Annotated in this window: 21 protein-coding genes and 1 riboswitch; of the genes, 12 read left to right on the top strand and 9 right to left on the bottom strand. The window is 72.0% G+C overall.

Annotation, left to right across the window (positions count from 1 at the left end; translation table 11 throughout):
* The first annotated feature begins 75 nt into the window (after nucleotides 1-75).
* Nucleotides 76-261: a YegP family protein gene (locus ACIRL2_RS34085; RefSeq protein WP_395870136.1), complete on the top strand. Its 186-nt coding sequence runs from the start codon at nucleotides 76-78 to the stop codon at nucleotides 259-261.
* Nucleotides 262-328: 67 nt separating this feature from the next.
* On the opposite strand, the gene ACIRL2_RS34080 is transcribed toward ACIRL2_RS34085, so the two are convergent.
* Nucleotides 329-1879 carry an MFS transporter gene (locus tag ACIRL2_RS34080; protein ID WP_402237345.1) on the bottom strand — a complete coding sequence of 517 codons (1551 nt, stop codon included), beginning with the start codon at nucleotides 1877-1879 and terminating at the stop codon, nucleotides 329-331.
* Nucleotides 1880-2106: 227 nt separating this feature from the next.
* On the opposite strand from ACIRL2_RS34080, the gene ACIRL2_RS34075 reads away from it, so the two are divergent.
* The 3 genes from ACIRL2_RS34075 to ACIRL2_RS34065 all read left to right on the top strand — a co-directional run bounded on the left by ACIRL2_RS34075 (nucleotide 2107) and on the right by ACIRL2_RS34065 (nucleotide 4426).
* Nucleotides 2107-3099 carry an Lrp/AsnC family transcriptional regulator gene (locus tag ACIRL2_RS34075; protein ID WP_402237343.1) on the top strand — a complete coding sequence of 331 codons (993 nt, stop codon included), beginning with the start codon at nucleotides 2107-2109 and terminating at the stop codon, nucleotides 3097-3099.
* A gap of 137 nt (nucleotides 3100-3236) precedes the next feature.
* Nucleotides 3237-3395, top strand: a complete 159-nt coding sequence (locus ACIRL2_RS34070; RefSeq protein WP_402237341.1) for a hypothetical protein — start codon at nucleotides 3237-3239, stop codon at nucleotides 3393-3395.
* A 74-nt stretch (nucleotides 3396-3469) separates the two neighbouring features.
* Nucleotides 3470-4426 carry a zinc-binding dehydrogenase gene (locus ACIRL2_RS34065; RefSeq protein WP_395870128.1) on the top strand — a complete coding sequence of 319 codons (957 nt, stop codon included), beginning with the start codon at nucleotides 3470-3472 and terminating at the stop codon, nucleotides 4424-4426.
* Here ACIRL2_RS34065 and ACIRL2_RS34060 read toward each other — a convergent pair.
* Together ACIRL2_RS34060 and ACIRL2_RS34055 are read right to left on the bottom strand one after the other, a co-directional pair.
* Entirely contained in the window at nucleotides 4421-5320 is a 900-nt protein-coding gene (locus ACIRL2_RS34060) for a LysR family transcriptional regulator (RefSeq protein WP_395870126.1), read from the bottom strand. The two genes, ACIRL2_RS34065 and ACIRL2_RS34060, sit on opposite strands and share 6 nt — an antisense overlap.
* 146 nt (nucleotides 5321-5466) lie before the next feature.
* A complete protein-coding gene (locus tag ACIRL2_RS34055) occupies nucleotides 5467-6489 on the bottom strand; it encodes an NADP-dependent oxidoreductase (protein WP_402237337.1) in 1023 nt (340 codons plus the stop codon).
* Between the two features lie 585 nt (nucleotides 6490-7074).
* Between ACIRL2_RS34055 and ACIRL2_RS34050 the strand changes: the two genes are divergently transcribed.
* Together ACIRL2_RS34050 and ACIRL2_RS34045 are read left to right on the top strand one after the other, a co-directional pair.
* A complete protein-coding gene (locus ACIRL2_RS34050) occupies nucleotides 7075-7299 on the top strand; it encodes a hypothetical protein (RefSeq protein ID WP_331770523.1) in 225 nt (74 codons plus the stop codon).
* A 253-nt stretch (nucleotides 7300-7552) separates the two neighbouring features.
* Nucleotides 7553-8659, top strand: coding sequence for a glutamate--cysteine ligase (locus ACIRL2_RS34045; protein WP_395870122.1), 1107 nt, complete (start codon nucleotides 7553-7555; stop codon nucleotides 8657-8659).
* 132 nt (nucleotides 8660-8791) lie between these two features.
* Here the strand turns inward: ACIRL2_RS34045 and ACIRL2_RS34040 are convergent, their stop codons facing one another.
* The 3 genes from ACIRL2_RS34040 to ACIRL2_RS34030 all read right to left on the bottom strand — a co-directional run bounded on the left by ACIRL2_RS34040 (nucleotide 8792) and on the right by ACIRL2_RS34030 (nucleotide 11739).
* A complete protein-coding gene (locus tag ACIRL2_RS34040; RefSeq protein WP_402237334.1) occupies nucleotides 8792-9103 on the bottom strand; it encodes an NIPSNAP family protein in 312 nt (103 codons plus the stop codon).
* A 146-nt stretch (nucleotides 9104-9249) separates the two neighbouring features.
* Nucleotides 9250-10893 (bottom strand): GMC oxidoreductase, encoded by a 1644-nt coding sequence (locus ACIRL2_RS34035; RefSeq protein WP_402237332.1) that lies wholly within the window; start codon nucleotides 10891-10893, stop codon nucleotides 9250-9252.
* 369 nt (nucleotides 10894-11262) lie between these two features.
* On the bottom strand, nucleotides 11263-11739 hold the full coding sequence (locus ACIRL2_RS34030) for a GNAT family N-acetyltransferase (protein WP_402237329.1): 477 nt from the start codon (nucleotides 11737-11739) through the stop codon (nucleotides 11263-11265).
* A 466-nt stretch (nucleotides 11740-12205) separates the two neighbouring features.
* Between ACIRL2_RS34030 and ACIRL2_RS34025 the strand changes: the two genes are divergently transcribed.
* Both ACIRL2_RS34025 and ACIRL2_RS34020 read left to right on the top strand, forming a co-directional pair.
* Nucleotides 12206-13276 carry a LuxR C-terminal-related transcriptional regulator gene (locus ACIRL2_RS34025; protein WP_395870114.1) on the top strand — a complete coding sequence of 357 codons (1071 nt, stop codon included), beginning with the start codon at nucleotides 12206-12208 and terminating at the stop codon, nucleotides 13274-13276.
* Between the two features lie 332 nt (nucleotides 13277-13608).
* Nucleotides 13609-14196: a hypothetical protein gene (locus ACIRL2_RS34020; RefSeq protein ID WP_402237326.1), complete on the top strand. Its 588-nt coding sequence runs from the start codon at nucleotides 13609-13611 to the stop codon at nucleotides 14194-14196.
* 77 nt (nucleotides 14197-14273) lie between these two features.
* Here ACIRL2_RS34020 and ACIRL2_RS34015 read toward each other — a convergent pair whose 3' ends face one another.
* Entirely contained in the window at nucleotides 14274-14534 is a 261-nt protein-coding gene (locus tag ACIRL2_RS34015) for a substrate-binding domain-containing protein (protein WP_402237324.1), read from the bottom strand.
* Nucleotides 14535-14945: 411 nt separating this feature from the next.
* Between ACIRL2_RS34015 and ACIRL2_RS34010 the strand changes: the two genes are divergently transcribed.
* From ACIRL2_RS34010 to ACIRL2_RS33995, 4 genes are all read left to right on the top strand, one after another.
* Complete coding sequence (locus tag ACIRL2_RS34010) at nucleotides 14946-15107, top strand: hypothetical protein (RefSeq protein ID WP_402237321.1); 162 nt, start codon at nucleotides 14946-14948, stop codon at nucleotides 15105-15107.
* 173 nt (nucleotides 15108-15280) lie between these two features.
* Nucleotides 15281-15721, top strand: coding sequence for a GNAT family N-acetyltransferase (locus ACIRL2_RS34005; protein WP_395870329.1), 441 nt, complete (start codon nucleotides 15281-15283; stop codon nucleotides 15719-15721).
* A 385-nt stretch (nucleotides 15722-16106) separates the two neighbouring features.
* Nucleotides 16107-16955 (top strand): SMP-30/gluconolactonase/LRE family protein, encoded by an 849-nt coding sequence (locus ACIRL2_RS34000; RefSeq protein WP_402237319.1) that lies wholly within the window; start codon nucleotides 16107-16109, stop codon nucleotides 16953-16955.
* A gap of 126 nt (nucleotides 16956-17081) precedes the next feature.
* Nucleotides 17082-17405 (top strand): putative quinol monooxygenase, encoded by a 324-nt coding sequence (locus tag ACIRL2_RS33995; protein WP_395870102.1) that lies wholly within the window; start codon nucleotides 17082-17084, stop codon nucleotides 17403-17405.
* Between the two features lie 68 nt (nucleotides 17406-17473).
* Here ACIRL2_RS33995 and ACIRL2_RS33990 read toward each other — a convergent pair whose 3' ends face one another.
* Both ACIRL2_RS33990 and ACIRL2_RS33985 read right to left on the bottom strand, forming a co-directional pair.
* Nucleotides 17474-17788 (bottom strand): DMT family transporter, encoded by a 315-nt coding sequence (locus ACIRL2_RS33990; protein WP_402237316.1) that lies wholly within the window; start codon nucleotides 17786-17788, stop codon nucleotides 17474-17476.
* A gap of 14 nt (nucleotides 17789-17802) precedes the next feature.
* Nucleotides 17803-17865, bottom strand: a riboswitch (guanidine-III (ykkC-III) riboswitch).
* A 105-nt stretch (nucleotides 17866-17970) separates the two neighbouring features.
* Nucleotides 17971-18555 (bottom strand): TetR/AcrR family transcriptional regulator, encoded by a 585-nt coding sequence (locus ACIRL2_RS33985; RefSeq protein WP_395870097.1) that lies wholly within the window; start codon nucleotides 18553-18555, stop codon nucleotides 17971-17973.
* Nucleotides 18556-18576 lie beyond the last annotated feature (21 nt).

Below are 18576 nucleotides of genomic sequence, written 5' to 3'. Positions count from 1 at the left end.
CGGGCTGGTGCGGATGCCGGCGGGCGCGCGGAGCGAGACCATGATAGGGGCGACGCGATCACGGAGGTGTGTGTGATGGCCGCCAAGTTCGAGATGTACACCGACAAGGCAGGCAAGTTCCGGTTCAGGCTGAAGGCCGGGAACGGGCAGATCATCGCCGTCGGTGAGGCTTACGAGACCCGCGCGGCGTGCATGAACGGGATCGACTCGGTCAAGCGCAACGCGCCCACCGCCAAGGTGGTCGAAATGGCCCACGCCTGACGCCCGCGGACGGCCGCGAACACGCGCCGCCCGGGGCACTTCCCGGGCGGCGCGTGCCGGTGTGACGTCACCGCGACGCGGATGCGGGTGCGGTCTCGGAGTCGGGTGCCGGCCGCCGGTCCGGGGGCGCGGCCGCGGTGGCGGGTGCGGCCCGACCGGTCAGCAGGACCAGTGCGCCCGCCGCGATCCCGAGTACCCCGCAGAGCACGAACGTGCGGTCCATTCCCGCCGCGAACGCCTCGCGCAGGGTGCCCAGTACGACATCCCGGGAGTCCGCGGGCGCCGCCGCCGCGATCTCCTGGGCCCGGCCGCCGCCGAGCGCCTCGGCGGTGGCGTGCGGGTCGCCGTCGACCGACCCGGCCTCGCGCAGCGTGTGGGCCGCGCCGTCGCGGAAGAGCACACCCACCACGGCGATGCCGAGCGCGAAGCCCAACTGTCGGAAGGTGTTCAGCGCGCCGCCGGCCATCCCGGCGCGCGCGGGCGGGACGGCGGCCAGCGCCGCGCCGGCCAACTGCGGCATGACCAGGCCCACTCCGACCCCGCCCAGCACCAGGCCGGGAGTCAGAGCCGCCCAGCCCGATCCGGCGTCGACCAGGGTCAGCGCGAGGCTGCCGACGCCGATGAACACCGCGCCGATCCCGATCGACCATGTGGGCGCCACCCCGAGCAGGAACCGGCCCGCCAGCGCGGACACCACGAACGAGGTCGCGGCCAGCGGCAACAGTGCCAGTCCGGCCTCCACCGGGCCGTACCCGAGCACCGACTGGAGCCACACCGACATCTGCGGGAAACCGGAGAACGCGGCGAACTGGATCAGCAGGCCGGCGGCCATGATCGCGCCGAACGACGCGCGGCGGAACAGCGCCAGGTCGATCATCGGCTCGGCGACCCGGACCTCGGTCACCACGAAGACCACGAACGCGAGCGCGGCGCCGGCGAACACGGCGAGGGTCCCGCCCTCGGTCCAGCCGGCTCCGCCCGCGCGGACGAACCCGTAGGTGAGCAGTGCCGCGCCGAGGGTGAAGGTGAGCATGCCGATCGGGTCCAGTCGCGCCGAGCGGTTCCCGTGCGACTCGCCGAGCACCCGCCAGGCCATCAGCGCGGTCGCCACCCCGATGGGCACGTTGATCAGGAAGATCGCCTCCCAGCCGAGATGTTGCGTCAGCAGGCCGCCCAGAATGGGCCCCATCGCGGCGGCGGCCCCGCTGATCGATCCCCACACGCCGAACGCGACGCCTCGGTCGCGGCCCTGGTAGGCGTGCCCGAGCAGGGCGATCGTGGTGGCGAACATCGCCGCGCCGCCGACGCCCTGCAGTGCCCGCGCCGCGATCAGCGTCGCCGTGTCCAAGGACAGCGCGCACAGCAGCGACGCGGCGGTGAACAACATCGTGCCGAGGACGAAGACCCGCCGTCGGCCGACCCGGTCGGCGAGCGACCCGGCGCCGAGCATGAGCGCGGCCAGGGCGAGGGAGTAGGCGTCCAACACCCACTGCAGGTCGGTGTACGAGGAACCCAGGTCGGCGCCCATGTCCGGCAGGGCGACGATGACGATGGTGACGTCGACGAGCAGCATGAACGATCCGAGACAGACCGCGACGAGCGGTCCCCATTTGCGCACGATGACTCCTTGGCGGAACGAGCCGAGGCGACCCGATGGGTCGGATGGGCTGCATGGCTTTGCTGAGGGTCGCGTCGGATCCCGACCGGACGGGGTCGGGCGAGACGCGGGCGGCGCGGGCCGTCGTCCGCTCGGCGCCGCTGACGGAAACAGTCGCGTATTCGCGTGACCCGGTCGAGTGTGAAGCTTCGATACGGCGGATTCCCATCATTGCTAGGCTTCGGGTGATGGGATCCATCGAATTCGACGCCGTCGACCTGGCCATCCTGCACGCGCTCGACATCGACGGTCGTGCACCCTTCGCGCGGATCGCCGAAGTGCTGGGCGTCTCCGACGCGACCGTGCTGCGGCACTATCGCCGCATGCGCGCGAGCGGCGCGATCCGGGTGGTACCGATCACCGATACCCGACGCACCGGTCAGACGTCGTGGGTCCTGCGGGTGCGGTGCGTGCCGGACGCGGTGGACGCGGTGGCCCAGGGTCTGGGCCGGCGACCGGACGTGTCCTGGTTGCAAGTGCTGGCGGCCGGCACCGAGGTGATGTGCGTGACCCGAGCGAAGGGGCCCGAGGCCCCGGGGGGCGAACTGTCCCGGCAACTGGGCCGCGCGGCCGGGGTGATCGGGTTGGAGATGTACTGCCTGCTGCGCGTGGTCGTCGGTGGGCCGACGACGTGGCAGGGGCAGAACATCGGCCTCACCCCGGCCCAGGTCGACGCGTTGACCCGGGCCGCTCCGCAGCCGTCGTGGGACACGCCGGTGCCCGCGTGGGTGGACGGCGACCGCGAACTGTTCGCGGCACTGGCCCGGGACGGCCGCACCTCGTACGCGGAACTCGCCCGAGCCTGCGGAACCTCGGAGTCGGCGGTGCGCCGGCGGGTGGAACTGCTGCGCGGCACGGGCGTGCTGTTCTTCGAGGTGGAGACGGACGCGGCGAACCTGGGCTACGGCCTGTGCGCGTTCCTGTGGATGAATGTGCGCCCGTCCGCCCTCGACGCCGTCGCCGAGGTCGTCGCGGCCGACCCCCGGGTGGTGTTCGGGGCCGCCGCGACCGGACGCGCGAACTTCCTGGCGAGCGTGCTGTGTCGCGACACGGCGGACCTGTACGACTTCATCGCGGAATCGCTGGGCTCGGTCGAGGGCATCACGAGCGTGGAGACCACGCCGATCGTCGAGACGCTCAAACGCGAGGGCCCGATGCCCGGAGCGCGTGCGCGCCCCTGACCGGGCGCGGATCGTTTAGCGCGACGCGCCGTTCCTTGTCGGATCCGGCGTTGTTCGGTTCGCGCCGGCCGACGAGGGTTGAGGGGTGCCTCCGTCACGACCGCGACGGGGGTGTCTTTCCGCACAGGAGCGTCCTCATGCCCGGATTCTTCGAACCCCTCACCGTCGGCAAACTGGAACTGCCCCATCGACTGGTGATGGCACCGATGACGCGCAACCGCGCGAATGACGCGGGGGTGATCTCCCCGGCCGTCGCCGCGGGCAACCGACCGCACCTCGCCGACACCCACCGGTGATCGGCGTCCACCCCGTCCCCGGCGCGCGCTCCCCGCGCGCCGGGGACCGACCGGGAAGCACACGGGAAGCACACATGCGAGCACTCATCCACGGCCCGCAGGGCCTGCACGCGGCCGACGCGCCGGACCCGCGCCCGCGAGAGCACCAGGTACTGGTCGCGGTCGCCGCCTTCTCGCTCAACTTCGGTGAGATCGCCTATCGGCCGAGCGGCGAACCGACCGGACACGTCCCCGGCTGGGACGCCGCCGGGATCGTCGCGCGCGCCGCGGCCGACGGCTCGGGACCCGAGGTGGGCACCCGCGTGGTCACCTTCGGCTGGGACGGCGCGTGGGCCGAACTGCGCGCCGCCGACACCACGAACCTGGCCGTCGTCCCCGAGGCGGTCGACCTGGGCGTCGCCGCCGCCCTTCCGGTCGCCGGCGTCACCGCTCTCCAGGCCGTCCGCCGACTGGGCTCCGTGCTCGGCCGCCGAGTCCTGGTCACCGGCGCCTCCGGCGGCGTCGGCCGGTTCGCCGTACAATTGGCCGCGCTCGCCGGCGCGCACGTGATCGCCTCGGTCGGTTCGCCCGAACGGGCCGAAGGACTGCGGGAGTTGGGCGCCGCCGAGATCGTGCCCGGACCCGGCGCGTTGTCGACTCCCGTGTACGGCGTGCTCGACAACGTCGGCGGGCCGCAACTGGCCGAGGCGTTCTACCGGCTGGAGGCGGACGGGGTGGTGCAGGCGATCGGCCGGGCGGCCCGGCAGCCGACCACCATCGACTTCGAGGTGGCCGGTACCAACTCCGCGCGCGGCCGACTGGAGAACTTCAACGTCGCGACCCCCTTCGCGGACGACCTCGCGGTGCTGCTCGGGTTGCTGGAATCGGGTCGACTGAGGCCGCAGATCGGCTGGCGGGGCCCGTGGCAGCAGGCCGAACTCGCCGCCGACGCGCTGTTGTCCCGCCAAGTCCGGGGCAAAGCGGTGCTGGACGTCCCGATCACCGGGCAGTGGGCGGCGCAGCAGCGGGGAGTGCGGGACGCCGGGTCATGACGCGGTACGGGTGCGGCTCAGCGCGACGGCCCGGTCGTTGAACGCGCGCACCCGTTCCGTCTCGTGGGCCTTGCGCCAGATCAGCCCCCATTCGATCGGCGGGGCGTCGGCGATCCGGACGTAGCTGACGTCGGGACGGACGTAGAAGCGGTTCACCTGGTCGCCCACGGTGAACGCGCCCTCGCCGGCACCCACCAGGGCGAGTGCCTCCAGGAAGGTGGTGGCGGGCCGGCCGTGGGCGATCGGCCGGCCGGCGGGGGTGCGGGAGGGGACCCGGTCCTCGGCGACCGAGGACGGGCAGTTGGCCGGCATGCGCAGCAGCGTGACATCGGCCAGATCCTCCTGCCCGATCTCGGCGCGGGAGGCCAACGGATGCTCGCACGGGAGCGCCAGGTAGCGGGTCTCGGCCCACAGGGTGGGTCCGATCACCAGATCGGGATCGGCGAACGGGCGGGTGACCAGCACCAGATCGGAGTTGTGCGCGCGCAGCCCGGCGATCGAGGTGTTCATCTGGAACTCCTGGAGGTCCACCTCGGAGGTCGGGTGCTCGGCGCGGAAGGCACGGATCACCTCCAACAGGAATTGGCCCCCGGCGGCGCCCAGGAAGCCGACGTGCAGCGGGCCGTCGAAGCCCCGGGCGGCCATGATCGCCTTCCCCACGGCCCGCTCGATCTGCTCGTGGCCGGGCCGCAGGTCGTCGTGGAACCGGCAGCCGATCGGGGTGAGCGCGACCCGGCGGCTGGTGCGCTCGAACAGCCGGGCGCCGATTCCGCGTTCCAGCTTCGCGATGGTCTGACTCATCCGGCCGGTGGAGATGCGCAGCCGCTCGGCGGCACGGCCGAAGTGCAATTCCTCGACGAGGGTGAGAAAGGCCTCGATTTCGTAGCGTTCCACGGATCCTCGTCCAGATCGTCGTGCAGGGCCCGAGCATGATCTCAGGTGGGCTCGGCGGGCGGTCGTCAGGGCGTGTCCGCGATCGCCCGGCGGGGATCGCGGGCACGCTCCGGGCCGTCGCGGGTCGGCGCGCGACCGTGCCGGCGTCAGTGCTCCAGCCGTACCAGCATCTTGCCGATGTTCTCGCCGCGCAGCAGTGCGATCAGCGCCTCCGGGGCCCGCCGCAGGCCGGGGAGCACGGTGTGCCGGGTGCGCAGGGTACCGTCGGCCAGGAGGGGCGCGGCCAACTTCGTCCATTCCTCGGCGAGCCCGAAGTACGAGGTGACGGCCATGCCGCGCAGGGTGAGCTCCTTGGTGGCGGTGGCGAAGATGTTGGTGGGTCCGGGCAGTGGTCCGGTGGCGTTGTACCCGGAGATCGCTCCGACCACGGCGATCCGGCCGCCGACCCGGGCGGCGTCGATGGCGGCCTCCAGGTGCGCGCCGCCGACGAGTTCCACGGTCAGGTCGACGCCGTCGGGGGCGGCCCGGGCGAGGTCCTCGCGCAGTCGGCCCCGGGTGTGGTCGATGCCGACGTCGAAGCCGAACTCCTCGGTGAGGAGTCGGGTCTTCTCCGCCCCCTCGGTCGAGCCGGTCACCGTGGCCGCGCCCAGTCGGCGGGCCGGTTGTCCCGCGACGCTGCCGGTGGCGCCGGCGGCGGCCGAAACGTAGACCACGTCGCCGGGTTGCACGGGCAGTACCCGGGTCAGCGTCGCGTAGGCGGTCAGGCCGGTACTGCCCAGCGCACCCAGGTGCGTCTCGACCGGGGCGAGCGCGGTGTCCACCGCGGCGACCGCGTCGGCGCCCAGCACGGCGTACTCGCGCCATCCGGCGAAGTGCGACACGGTCGTGCCGACCGGGAGGCCCTCCGCGCGCGAGGCGACCACTTCGCCGACGGCGCCGCCGGCGAGCGGCTCGCCGATGACGAACGGCGGCACGTACGCGTCGGCGTGCATCCATTCGCGGGTGAACGGATCCACCGACATCCAGGTGTTGCGCACGAGGACCTCGCCGGCTTCCCGCTCGCGAACCTCGATCCGGGCGAACTCGAAGTCCTCCGCCCGGGGTTCGCCCACGGGACGACTCGCCAGGCGTACTTCGAGGCCGTCGCGACGGTGGGTGGGGGAGGGCATGCTGCTCCGATGCTCGAATGGGGTGGGGGCGGGCCAGTCACCGATCCCGACCGGGCCGCGCCGCCGACGTCCTCAACTCTCCACCGGCGCACCCTCCCGATCAACGTCGATCCGCCGCGCCTTCGTTGACCCACGCTCAACGATCGCGTGGGCCCCGACACCGACGCCCCCGACGCAGCCCGACCGGTCCGCTTCGAGCGCGCGAACCGGGACCCGGCGGGGAGTGGGAGCTCCGGCCGGGACGCGGAGGCGCCGCGCCCGGCCGGGGTGTGTCTGGCCCGAGAGTCGACCCCACCTCGATCGCCTCCCGGTACGCCGCCGGGTCACCCACCGAGATCAGCCGCAGGTCCTCGCTCTCGGCCACGCCGTGCCGCGTCGATACGTGTCGCGCGTCACCGAGGGTGAGCCGGGCGTGAGACCGGGGGTGGCGTTCACCCGCGCGGCCCAAGCCGTCGACCGGGATTGTGCCTGATCGGGTGCCCGGAGCCCCGGATCACCCGCCGTCCGGGAAGCGCTGGGCGTGCGGGCCGAGCCCACAGCGGATTACATGGTGAGGTCGATGGATCTCACGACACGGGAGCGGACATGCACGTGATGAGAGCGGTCCAGGACGCACAAAGCGTGGTGTGGCACGCGATGGAGAGCGAGGACGTCGCGATGTGCGGGGTGACGTTGCCCCCCAGCCGGGATGTGGACGGCGCCCGGCGACGGGAGACGTTCTGCGGCCCGTGCATGAGCGAGGTCGAGCGGACCATAAACCCCGTCGCGAAACTCTCCGACGACTGTGCCGACGAGGGGACGCCGGTCTGAGTCACGAGTCCGACCAAGGGCGCCGCGCCTGCGGCGCCCTTGGCGTGCGAGTCGCGGATCCACGCGTCGAGGCGGGGACGCGGCGGATGGGCGTCGGGTGGACGCCGCTCGGCCGACGGGGGCGGCGGGGCGTCGTCGGTGGTCACGGTTGGAAGGAGTCCACGATGGTGTGCTCGACCTCGGGGCAACGGGTGGCCCCCGTACGCCGCGCGCTCGCTCGCGGAGCCGTGCCCGTCGTGGTCGGGGGGCGGCCGTGATCACGCTCGGCGTCGAGGAGGAGTACCTGCTCGTGGATCCCGTCGACGGCCTGCCGGTGCCGATGGCCGAGACGGTTCGGGCGGCGGCGGACCTGCAACCGGCGGTGGCCGGCGGCGAGATCCAGCCCGAGTTGTTGCAGATGCAGGTCGAGGTCGCCACACCGGTGTGCGAGACGCTCGACGAGGTCGGCGGCCACCTGCTGCGGCTGCGTCACTCGGTGGCCGCCGCGGCCGAACAGGCGGGATGCGTCCTGGTCGCGTCCGGGTCCTCGCCCTTCGGCCCCGGCCCCCCGGCCGAGGTCACCGACCGGATCCGCTACCGGTCGCTGCATTCGGACGCCCCGCGCCTGGTCGACGAGATGTTCATCAACGGGATGCACGTCCATGTCGCGGTCCCCGATCGGGACGCCGGCGTGACCGTGCTCAATCGGCTGCGCCCGTGGCTGCCGCTGCTGGTGGCGATGTCCGCGAACTCTCCGCTGTGGGAGGGGGGCGACACCGGCTTCGCGAGTTGGCGCACGATCGTCTTCGGCCGCTGGTCGGTCAGTGGGGTCCCGCCCGCCTTCGTCGACGCGAACGACTACGACGCCAGGATCGACGACCTGCTGAACGCGGGCGTGCTGCGCGACCGGGCCCGGGTCTACTGGCAGATCCGGCTCTCCGACCGCTATCCCACGGTCGAGGTCCGGGCGATGGACGTGCAGCTCAGGGTGGACGACGCGGTGATGCTCGCCGGCATCGTCCGGGCTCTGGTGACCACCGTGCTGCGGGAGGCGACGGCCGGGCAGCCGTCGCCTCGACCCGCCCCCGAGCTCGTCGCGGCGGCGCAGTGGTACGCCGCGCGGCACGGTCTGACCGACGTGCTGGTCGACCCGTACACGCCGCACCGCCTCAAGGCCGGTGAGCTGGTCGGTCGGTTGATCGAGTACGTCACCCCGGCTTTGGCGGATACCGGGGACGCCCGTCAGGTCGACGCGCTGGTGCACCGGCTGATGCGGGAGGGGACCGCGGCCGATCGGCAGCGGGAGGCCTTCCGGCGCGGGGGACGGGACGAGTTGCTGCGGTTGCTGGTCTCCGAGTCGACGATGTCCCACCGGCACTGAGAGGCGATGTCCCACCGGTGCTGAGATCGGGCGCCGTCGGTCCCCGGCGTGACGCCGCATCTCGTCGCGGGGCCGGCCCGGTGTGGCACGGGAGCTTCCCGACGGTGGTCGGTCGACGCCGCGATCGCCGGGTCAGGAGCCGGCGTCGAGCGGGCGCAGGAAGCGGCGTTCGTAGCGCTTGATGCAACCGGTCTCGCGGGCGAGTCGGATCGCGTCCTGGCACTCGGGGTCGGTCGCGCTGTCGACGCGGTACCGCTCGTAGGCGGCGAAGCCGGGGAAGGAGAAGAGCGCGTAGGCGATGTCGCTGTCGCCTTCGCTCGGCAGGAAGTAGCCGTGGTGGGTGCCGCCGAAGCGGTTGACCAGGCCGACCCAGCGCCGGCCGTACTCCTCGAAGTCCGCCAGTTTGTCGGCGTCGATCTCGTACTTCAGATGAATGGTGATCACGCGCACATGATGCCGCGTGCCGCGGGGCGCCGCGACGTCGGCCGCGCGGTGTGTGGTCCGGGGCCGGCCGGAGTGCTCCGGACGGCCCCGGGAGTGTGCTCGCACCGGGGGGTGAGGGCTCACCGGGGCGCGCGGTCAGGCCGGCGTCACAGGTCGGTGGCGATGATCTTCTCGATGTTGCGTTCGGCGAGGGCGGTGATGGTGACGAACGGGTTGACGCTGGTGTTGCCGGGGATCAGCGCGCCGTCGATCACGTACAGCCCGGAATAGCCGTGCAGGCGACCGTAGTTGTCGGTGGCCTTGGTCAACACCGCGCCGCCGAGTGGGTGGTAGGTGAGGTGGTCGCCCCAGATCTTGTACGTGCCGAAGAGGTCGGTCCGGTAGATCGTCCCCTCCTTCGCGTTGATCTTGTCGAAGATGGTCTTGGCCATGTCGATGGACGGCTGTTTCCAGGAGGACTGCCAGTTCAGGTCGACCTTGCCCGTCGCCGCGTTCCAGGAGAACCGGGCGCGGTTCGGGTTCTTGGTGATCGACAGGTAGAACGAGGCGTAGGTCTCGATGCCGGTGGGCAGCGGGGCCACCTCGGCGAACGCGCCGCCGGCGTTCCAGTTGTCGATGCCGCCGGTGGGGATGGAGGACTGGAGGGAACCGGTGGGATCCCACAGGTGGTTGGCCCGGCCGCACATGACGTTGCCGTTGTCGCCCCAACCCTGGCCGATCTCGCCGTTCAGGGCGGGCAGTGCTCCGGTGGCCTTGAGCCGGACCAGCAGCTTGCTGGTGCCGACGCTGCCCGCGGCGAAGAAGACCTTGTCGGCGACGACGGTCTTGGTGACCGTGGTGGCACCGCCGGTGTCGATCCGGTCGATCACCACGGTGTAGCCGCCGCCGGCCGCCGGGGAGACCGAAGTGACCTTGTGCAGTGAGGAGATGGTGACCCGGCCGGTGTCCCGGATCCGGGCGAGGTAGGTCTTCTGCAGGGACTTCTTGCCGTAGTTGTTGCCGTAGAGGATCTCACCGGCCAGCGCGGACTTGGGGACGACGCCGGCGGCCTCCTGCTTCATGTAGTCCCAGTCGTACACGGTGGGCACGAACACGAACGGGAAGCCGGAGCGCTGGGCGTGTTTGCGGCCGACCCGGGCGTACTGGTAGCAGGCGGTGGTGTCGAACCAGGCCGGGTCGATGGTGGCCACGCCCAGACCGGCGTTGGCGCGCGGGTAGTAGGTGTTGTACATCTCGTCGGCGTTCACCGAGGGCAGGATGGCGCCGAAGTTCTCCCGCTTGGGGGTCACCGCCATGCCGCCGTTGACCAGCGAACCGCCGCCGACGCCTCGGCCCTGGTAGACGGTGATGCCGGCGAACTCCTCGGCGTCCAGGATGCCGGTGTACCTGGGGATGTCCCGGTCGATCGGGAAGCCGAGGAAGTTGCTCAGCGGTTGCTTGGTCTTGGTGCGGAGCCAGAAGGAACGGGCGTCGGGGGAGGTGGTGTTGGCGAAGATCTTGCCGTCCGGGCCGGGGGTGTCCCAGGACATTCCCATCTCGATCATGTGCACGTCGACGCCTGCCTGGGCCAGACGCAGTGCGGCGACACAGCCGCCGTACCCGGTGCCGATCACCAGGGCCGGGACGCGTGCCCCGGAGGGGATCGAGGCGGCGGAGGCAGCCGCCGTCGACTGGGCCGCGCCGGCGCGGCCGGCGAGGGCCGCGACGCCGAGGATGGAACCGGTTCCAGTGACGAAAGTGCGGCGCGAGAAACCCTTGGAACTGTTGCTGCGCATGGCGGAATCGCTCATGTGACGTTCCTCACTCTGGGACGGAGTGGGAACAAGTTCTAGGCGTGATCGCGTGACAAGTCACGGCATACTCGTGAGTAACTTCCGCGTGGTTACCGGTACTTGCCCACGGGTCGCGCAGCGTCGATCGGTGGTTACGCAAGCGGCCGCACGGGCGGCCGTGCGAGCGGCGGGGCGCCCGGTTGCGCGAGTGGCGGGCACGCGGTCGGGCGGACGGTCGAGTCGGGCGCGGGGGAGTCCGGCCGGAGGTCGTCCCCCGCGCTCAGGGTGTGTTCGCGGTCGCGGTCGCGGATCGCGAGTCGCGATCGTGGAGCGTTACGGCTGCCGGGAGTTCAGGCACAGCCCGAGCAACCGGCCGGACCAGGGGGGCTATCCGGGGCGGTCGACCTCGAACTGCGAGAGAGGAGTGAAGCCGAGCGCCTTGTACTGCTCGACGAGCGCAGCGTCGCCGCCTGCGTAGCAGTCGACCCGGATCAGGTCGACGGCGCGACGGGTCGCCTCACGGCGTACGTCCTCGATCAGCGCGGCGCCGACGCCCGCTCCGGAGAAGCGCCGGTCGGTGACCGGGAGGTTGACGAACCACTCGGGTTCGTCGGCCGCCGGGATGTACTCGGAGGGTGTGTCGGAGGCGACGCAGCCGCCGGCCGGTTCACCGTCGATCTCGGCCAGTCGGGCGTGGCCGTGGCGCAGGACCTTGTCCACGCGTCGCACGGCCTCGGGACGGGTGGACCACGGTTCGGTGCCCCATTGGCCCTCGCGACCGGAGGCGGCCGGCCAGGCCGCCGCGCGGTCGAGCATGGTGAGGAAGATCGGCAGCGCGGTCGTGTCGACCGTGCGGATGCGCACCCGACGCGGGGGGTGGTGTGCTCGCGAGTGATGGGGGACCTCCGACTCCTCGTTCCGGTGGCCGGGGTCGACCGACCGACCGGGCATGGGTGGGCCAGGCCGCCGCGCGGGTCGCGTGGCGCTCGAGGATCGCCTCAGGGGGTCGCGGGTGGCGGCGAGTGTGATCGGGCGATGCCGCGGTCGGGGACACGGGCGCGGCCGGGTGTCGCCGTACGACGAAGGCCCTGCGGATCCCGGTCCGGGGCGGGGATCCACAGGGCGGCTCGGCGTCCCGGGGGGAGCGCGCGGTCCGTTCCGAACCGGACACGGTGTCGCGGAACACGTGTGGACATCCTCGCGATCGTCATCGGTACGGCGATATCCCAGATCCCTGGGAGGTTTGCGGGAGACCGCGTGTCGACCCCCGGCGTCCGCCCCGACGGTCGCTCTGCGGACGCGGTCGTTGCCTGCGTGTTACGTTCGCGCCATGGCATCACGTGGCGTGAGTGCGCGGCGGGCGATCGAGGGCCTGCGTGAACTGGCCGGGGCGGGCCTGGAGGCCGACGCGATCTTTCGCCGGTCCGACGAACTGCTGCGCGACGTACTGGAGTTCGACGCGGTGTGTTGGCATACCGCGGACCCGGCGACCGGATTGGTCACCTCGGTGCTGAGTGACGATCTGAGCCTGGAGGGCTTCCACGCCGCGGTGCGGTTGGAGGTCTGGCACGACGACGTGAGCACCTTTCCCAAGATCCGGCACAGCGGGCTTCGGGCCGAGACGTTGGACCGGGCGACCCGGGGCCGGCCCGAGCGCAGCCTTCGATTCCGGGAACAGATCGCACCGGCCGGCTTCGGGGACGAGATGCGCACCGTCTTCGACACGCGGGGCGGCATGTGGGGCTGTGCGGCGTTCATGCGGGCGGCGGATCGTGGTCCGTACCTGGGCCGGCAGCGGGATCTGGCGGACGTCGCGGCCCGGCACATCGGCAACGCGCTGCGCGCGTGCCACCGGGTCGCCGCGCCGGCGGCGTCGGGCGATCAGGCGCCCGCGATGGTCGTGCTCGGGCCCGGGAACGGTCTGGTGGCCGCCGACGAGCGGGCGCAGTGCCTGCTCGCCGAGCTCGCCGACGACGCGGTCGGCGCGCTCTCGGTGCCGACCGCGTTCGCGGTGGTCTCCGAGCACGCTCGGTTGGCCGCGTCCGGGGTGCCCGTCTCGTCGGCCAAGGTCCGGGTGCGCACCCGTGACGGACGCTGGTTCGTGCTGCACGCCTCGCTCCTGGACGGCCTCGCCGACGGCCACGTCGGAGTCGTGGCCTCGCCGGCTTCGCCGGCCGAGACGATGCCGCTGTATCTGGCCGCCTACGGGTTGACCGGTCGCGAGCAGGAGGTGGCGCTGCTGGCCGTTCGCGGCTGCGACACCAAGGAGATCGCCCGTGCCCTGGCGATGACGCCGTACACCGTCCAGGACCATCTGAAGGCCGTGTTCACCAAGGCCGGGGTGACCAGTCGCCGCGAGTTGATCGCGCGGATCGTGATCGGGGAGCGGGCCACGGGGTGAGCGCCCGGCCTCCGGGCCGGATCGTGGTTCGGGCGCGGGTTCCGGGCGCGGGTTCCGCGCGCGGGTTCGGGGTGCGGGCCTTGGGTGAAGCGGAGGCCGGGGCGGCCGTCCGGGTCGATGTTCTCCGTGGCGGTGAATTCCGTTCGGGCCGGGCCGGTTCGCGAGCCGACGTGGTCGAGGGTGGCGAGCGCGCACAGCGTGCGCGGGACGTGGTCGGTGCCGGCCGGTGCGCAGACCTCGGGGACGGCCGCCGTGGCGAGCTCCCGCCGGCGGCCTGTTCGGCGACCCTCCTGGGCTTTTCCGGGGACCGGAGGCCGCCTCGCGGGTGAGCGGTGGACGACTCCTGCAACGCGAGCTGCAACGCGAGTCGCAACGGAATCCACAACGAAATCTGCAACGGAATCCGCGACGGAACCTGCAACGGAGCAGCGGACGGGACTCAGGGCATCCGGGGCTGGGAGGTGTTGGACTGCGCGGTGACGCTGACCCGGACCGGGTTCGCGAGCCCGCTCAGTGCGGCGGGCGACTTCCGGAACGTCACACCGCTGGTCGTCGGCGACGCGCTCAAACGCGCGGGCACGCGGGTGTTCGAACCGACGCACCGGTTCGAGCTGGAGGCACCCGTGACGAGCGTCGGGGCGGTCTCGGCGCTGCCGGCGGGTGCGCGGGCGGTGCCCGAGGAGCAGTCCACGCGGGGCGACCGCTGCCTGGTACGGGGCACGATCCCGGCCGCCGAGCTGCACGGGGTCACCCGGCGGCTGCCCGAGTCGAGCCGGGGGGAGGGCGTCCTGGTCAGTGAGTTCGAGGGATATCGCGCCTTCACCGGCCATCCGATCCCGATCCGGGCCCGGACCGGGCCCGATCCCTACGACCGGGATCGATACATGCTCCACACGCTGGGCCGGGTGCGGGGCTCCTGACGCGCGATCCGCCGCGGCCGGGCCTGGAAGCCCGGCCGCGGCGGATCGTGTAGTACGTCGGTGCTCGCGCTCGGGGGTCAGTCCCGGTGCGGCGGGGCGGCGGCCGTGGAGTCGCGCGCGACCGGACGGGGCGCGAAGCGGTGGTCGACGTGCGGGGTGTGGTAGCCCTGGAGCCGTTGCCACATCGCGGTCGCGATCGCGGTGGACATCTGCTCGATGGGCTGTTGCACGGTGGTCAGCGGCGGGTCGCTGTGCGCCGCGAGGTAGGAGTCGTCGTAACCCACCACCGAGACGTCGTGCGGGACCCGCCGGCCGGCCTCGCGCGCGGCCGAGACCACGCCGAGCGAGTGGTTCCGCCAGGGCCGGGCCGAACCGGACTCCGCCGAGGCGGGCTTCTACTACTTCGACGCCGAGAACCGGGGCCGATACGCGTCGTTCCGCCGTGTCGACACACTGCCCAGGTTCGACCACGCGTCCGCCGAACTGCGCGCGCGGTTGTACGACGGACCCGATTCGGTGGTTGCCCGCTACCCGCGCGACTTCGGCCTGGATGGCGCAGGACCGCAACGCCGAGGTGGCGCGCACGACGCGGCCACCCTCGACGCCGCCGTCCCGCGTCGCTGAATCCGAGCGAGACGCTGACCGGGTCCAACGAGCTGTTTTCGGACACCACTGGGACGCACCACCGGGAGCTGTTCGAGGATCCGCCGCACCCGTTCGGCAGGCTCGATTCGCCCGAGGGCACGTTGGTGTTCGGGCGCGGCGACGCGCTGGTGTGCGCGGTGAATTCGGGCGCGGAGCCGGTCCGGCTGCCCGAGTACGGCGCGGTGTTGCCGGCCGGCGGCGCGTTGCCCGGGGGCGGGATCCTGCCGGGCGACACGGCGGTCTGGTACGCGGTGGACGGCCGCTGAGGGTGCGTTCGGTCGGCGGTTCCGTGCGAGGCCCCCGACCGGCGGCCATGTGCCGGGCGGGGTGGGCGTGTTGCTGTGTCGTGCGCACGCGACGCCGTCGGACCCGCACTCGCGACGCCGTCGGACGGCGCACTGTCGTCGTGGGCCGCGCGTCCGGCTAAGGTGAGTGCGTGGTGCAGTTCGAAGCGAATGTGGACGCGGAACGCCGAGCCTGGCTCGGGCAGCAGCTCGGCGACACCAATGTCGCGGCGTCGCCGCACTTGGCGAGGCTCCAGGGGACCGATGCCGAGGACGAGGTGGCATTGCACCTGTTCGCCCTCGACGACGACGGCACGATCATCGGCGGTTTGGCCGGATACACGTGGGCCTACTGGCTGCACGTGGACCTCCTGTGGGTCGATTCCACCCGGCGCGGCACCGGCCTCGGCGGGGAACTGCTGGCCCGGGCCGAGAAGATCGCGCTGACCGAGCGCGACTGCCGGCATGTGCGGTTGGAGACCTGGGAGTTCCAGGCGCCGGAGTTCTACCGGAAACAGGGCTACGAACTCGTCGGCACGGTGCCGGACTACCCGCCGGGCAGCACCGAGTACATCTTCGCCAAGCGCCTGGCCTGACGACCTCGTCCTCCCGGCCGGCCCGGAAGGGCGCTGCGGCCGGGCATTGTGCCGGGACTGCCGGGACGTCGGTCGCGCGTCATCGGTCCCGGGATTCGTCGATGTCGGCGAGCGGCGGATTTCCGCCGTGCTCTCCATGCCGGGACAATCGGTTCCTCGGGCGGTCGGTACGCGGCGGCGTTCGCCGATCCGCCCCCGCGCGGTCGCGGCGGCAGGCTCTTCGACGGTCCTCGGCGGCCTTCCCGGAGGTGGCTTCGGGTACGACGCGCGGGGCGCTTGCTCGGCGATGAGTTCTCGGGTGTGTCGGGGTCTACCCCGGGAGAGCGGGTATCCGCCGTCGACACCGACGGCGGCCCGCCTCGGGTCGACCTAGGAGTCGTGACGCATGTCCGAGTGGACCGTCCTGTGGGAGAACATTGCTTTCGGTGAGTCGGCGCGGTGGTTCGAGGGCCGGTTGTGGTTCTCCGACTGGGGTGCCCAGGAGGTGCTCGCGGTCGCGCCCGACGGTGTGGGCGAGGTGGTGGTGCGGGTGCCGTTTCCGTCGATGCCGATGTGCATCGATCGGCTGCCGGACGGGCGGCTGCTGATCGTCTCGTCCAGCGAGGCACGCGTGGTGACCCTCGAGGCGGACGGGTCGTTGCTGGAGTACGCCGATCTGGGCGCGGTCGGGGACGGTTTCAACGAGATCGTGGTGGACGGACGGGGCAACGCGTACGTCAACGGGATCGGGTTCGACCTGTCGGCGGGGCAGGCGTTCCGGCCGGGGTTCATCGCGGTGATCGCCACGGACGGATCGGTCCGGCGGGTGGCCGACGACGTCGCCTTTCCCAACGGCATGGCGGTGACCCCGGACGGCTCGACGCTGATCGTCGCCGAGTCGTACGGCAACCGCCTCACCGCGTTCGACATCGCGGTCGACGGCGGGTTGTCGAATCGCCGGGTGTGGGCAGACCTCGGCGACGGCGTTCCGGACGGGATCTGCGTCGATGCCGAGGGCGCGGTCTGGTACGCGGACGTGCCCAACGAGCGGTGTGTGCGGGTTCGGGAAGGGGGCGAGGTGCTGCGGACGGTCGAACTGGACCGGGGTTGCTTCTCGTGCGCTCTCGGCGGTCCCGACGGGAGGACGCTGTTCGTCGTCGCCACCGAATGGCACGGCATGGCCGACGCGACGGAGGGTCCGCGCACCGGCCGGCTCGTCGCGGTCCCGGTGTCGGTGCCGGCGGTCGACCGGTGAGCGCCGGTACGCCCGCGCGGGTCGGTGCGGCCGAATGGGTCGGCCGTTCGCGACGCGTTCCGCGGGTCGCCGCCGGGGTGGTGGTGTACGCCCCTGTGCGCAGGCGCGATGACCTAGAGTTACCCAATGATTTTCATCGTGGTGAAGTTTCCGGTGAAGCCCGAACACGCCGACGAGTGGCCGCAGCACGTCGAGGCGTTCACCCGGGCCACCCGGGGCGAGCCGGGCAACCTGTGGTTCGAGTGGTCGCGCAGCGTCGAGGACCCCAACACGTACGTGTTGGTCGAGGCGTTCCGTGACGACGCTGCCGCGGCGCACGTGAACTCCGACCACTTCAAGGCGGCCCTGGAGCAGATCCGTCCGCTGATCCGGCACACGCCGGAGATCGTGAGCACGGTGATCCCGGACGCGAACGGGTGGAGCGCGATGGGTGAGTTGCGGATCGACTGACCGGGACACCGGGCCGGTGGGTGGGGCCTCGCGTGGGCGAGGCCCGACCCACCGATGCCGGACAGGGCCTAGTGCAGGACCTTCAGGCCGATCACGCAGCCGACGATGCCGGCCAGCAGCAGGACCTTGACGACGGAGAACGCCTCGCCGTCGAAGAGCATCGCGTAGGTGACGGTCAACACCGCGCCGATGCCCACCCACACCGCGTAGCCGGTGCCGACCGGCAGCTCGCGCAGGGCGTACGCCAGGCCCGCCATGCTCGCGGTCAGGCCGATGCCGAACACCATGGTCGGGAAGAGTTTGCTGAATCCGGCGGACTTGCCGAGTGCCGTCGCCCAGACGGCTTCCAGGACACCGGAGATGATCAGGACGATCCAAGCCATGACAGGCACGCTCCCTGACACCGTCTTGTCTCAACCGGGTACGGCGTGCCTCGTCCGGGAGCCGGTTCGGGCTCCGTGAACCACTCTCGCACGCGGCACTCGGCGCACAAAATCCGGGATTCGGCCACCCTTCGGGCGCACGATTCCGGTGGTGCCGGTCACCCTGCGGGCGGGGTCGGCGATCAGTGGTCGCCGAGCAGGGCGCGCAGGGCGTTGTCCAGGGCGGGGAGCAATTCGGCCTCCGCGTCCGGCGTGTAGAGCATGCGCATGGCCAGGCCGTCGGACAACGCGATGATCGCGTCGGCGATGCGTTCGCACGCGTCCCGGCCGTGCGCGGGCAGCGCGGCGGAACCGAGCCAGTCGGCCAGCGCCGCGCGGATGTCGGTGTCGATCTCACGCTGGGTCGCGGCCAGACCGGGGTGGTGGACGGCGCGGGTGACGAAGGCGAAGCGCACGGTCGCCTCGGCGCGCCGGGCGGCGTCCAGCGGGAGGGTGGTCAGCACCAGGCGGCGCAACACCTCATGCGGCGGCCCGGTGGGATCCACCTCGGCCCACCGCCGCTCCACCGCCTCGCCGGCCAACTCGGCGGCGAAGCCCAGCATTTCGTCCTTGGTGCGGAAGTACTTCTGGACCGCGCCGGCGGAGCGCCCGGCGGCGGCGGCCACCGTGCGCACACTGACCTCGTCGAGGCCGTTGCGGGACACCAATTCCAGCAGCGCGGCCCCGATCGCCCGCCGTTGCGCGTCGCGGTCCACGATCTTGGGCATCGATCCCCCCTGACAAGTTTT

The sequence above is a fragment of the Embleya sp. NPDC127516 genome, from assembly GCF_044765325.1.
GTDB lineage: Bacteria > Actinomycetota > Actinomycetes > Streptomycetales > Streptomycetaceae > Embleya.
This window is presented reverse-complemented; position numbering and strand designations above follow the sequence as displayed.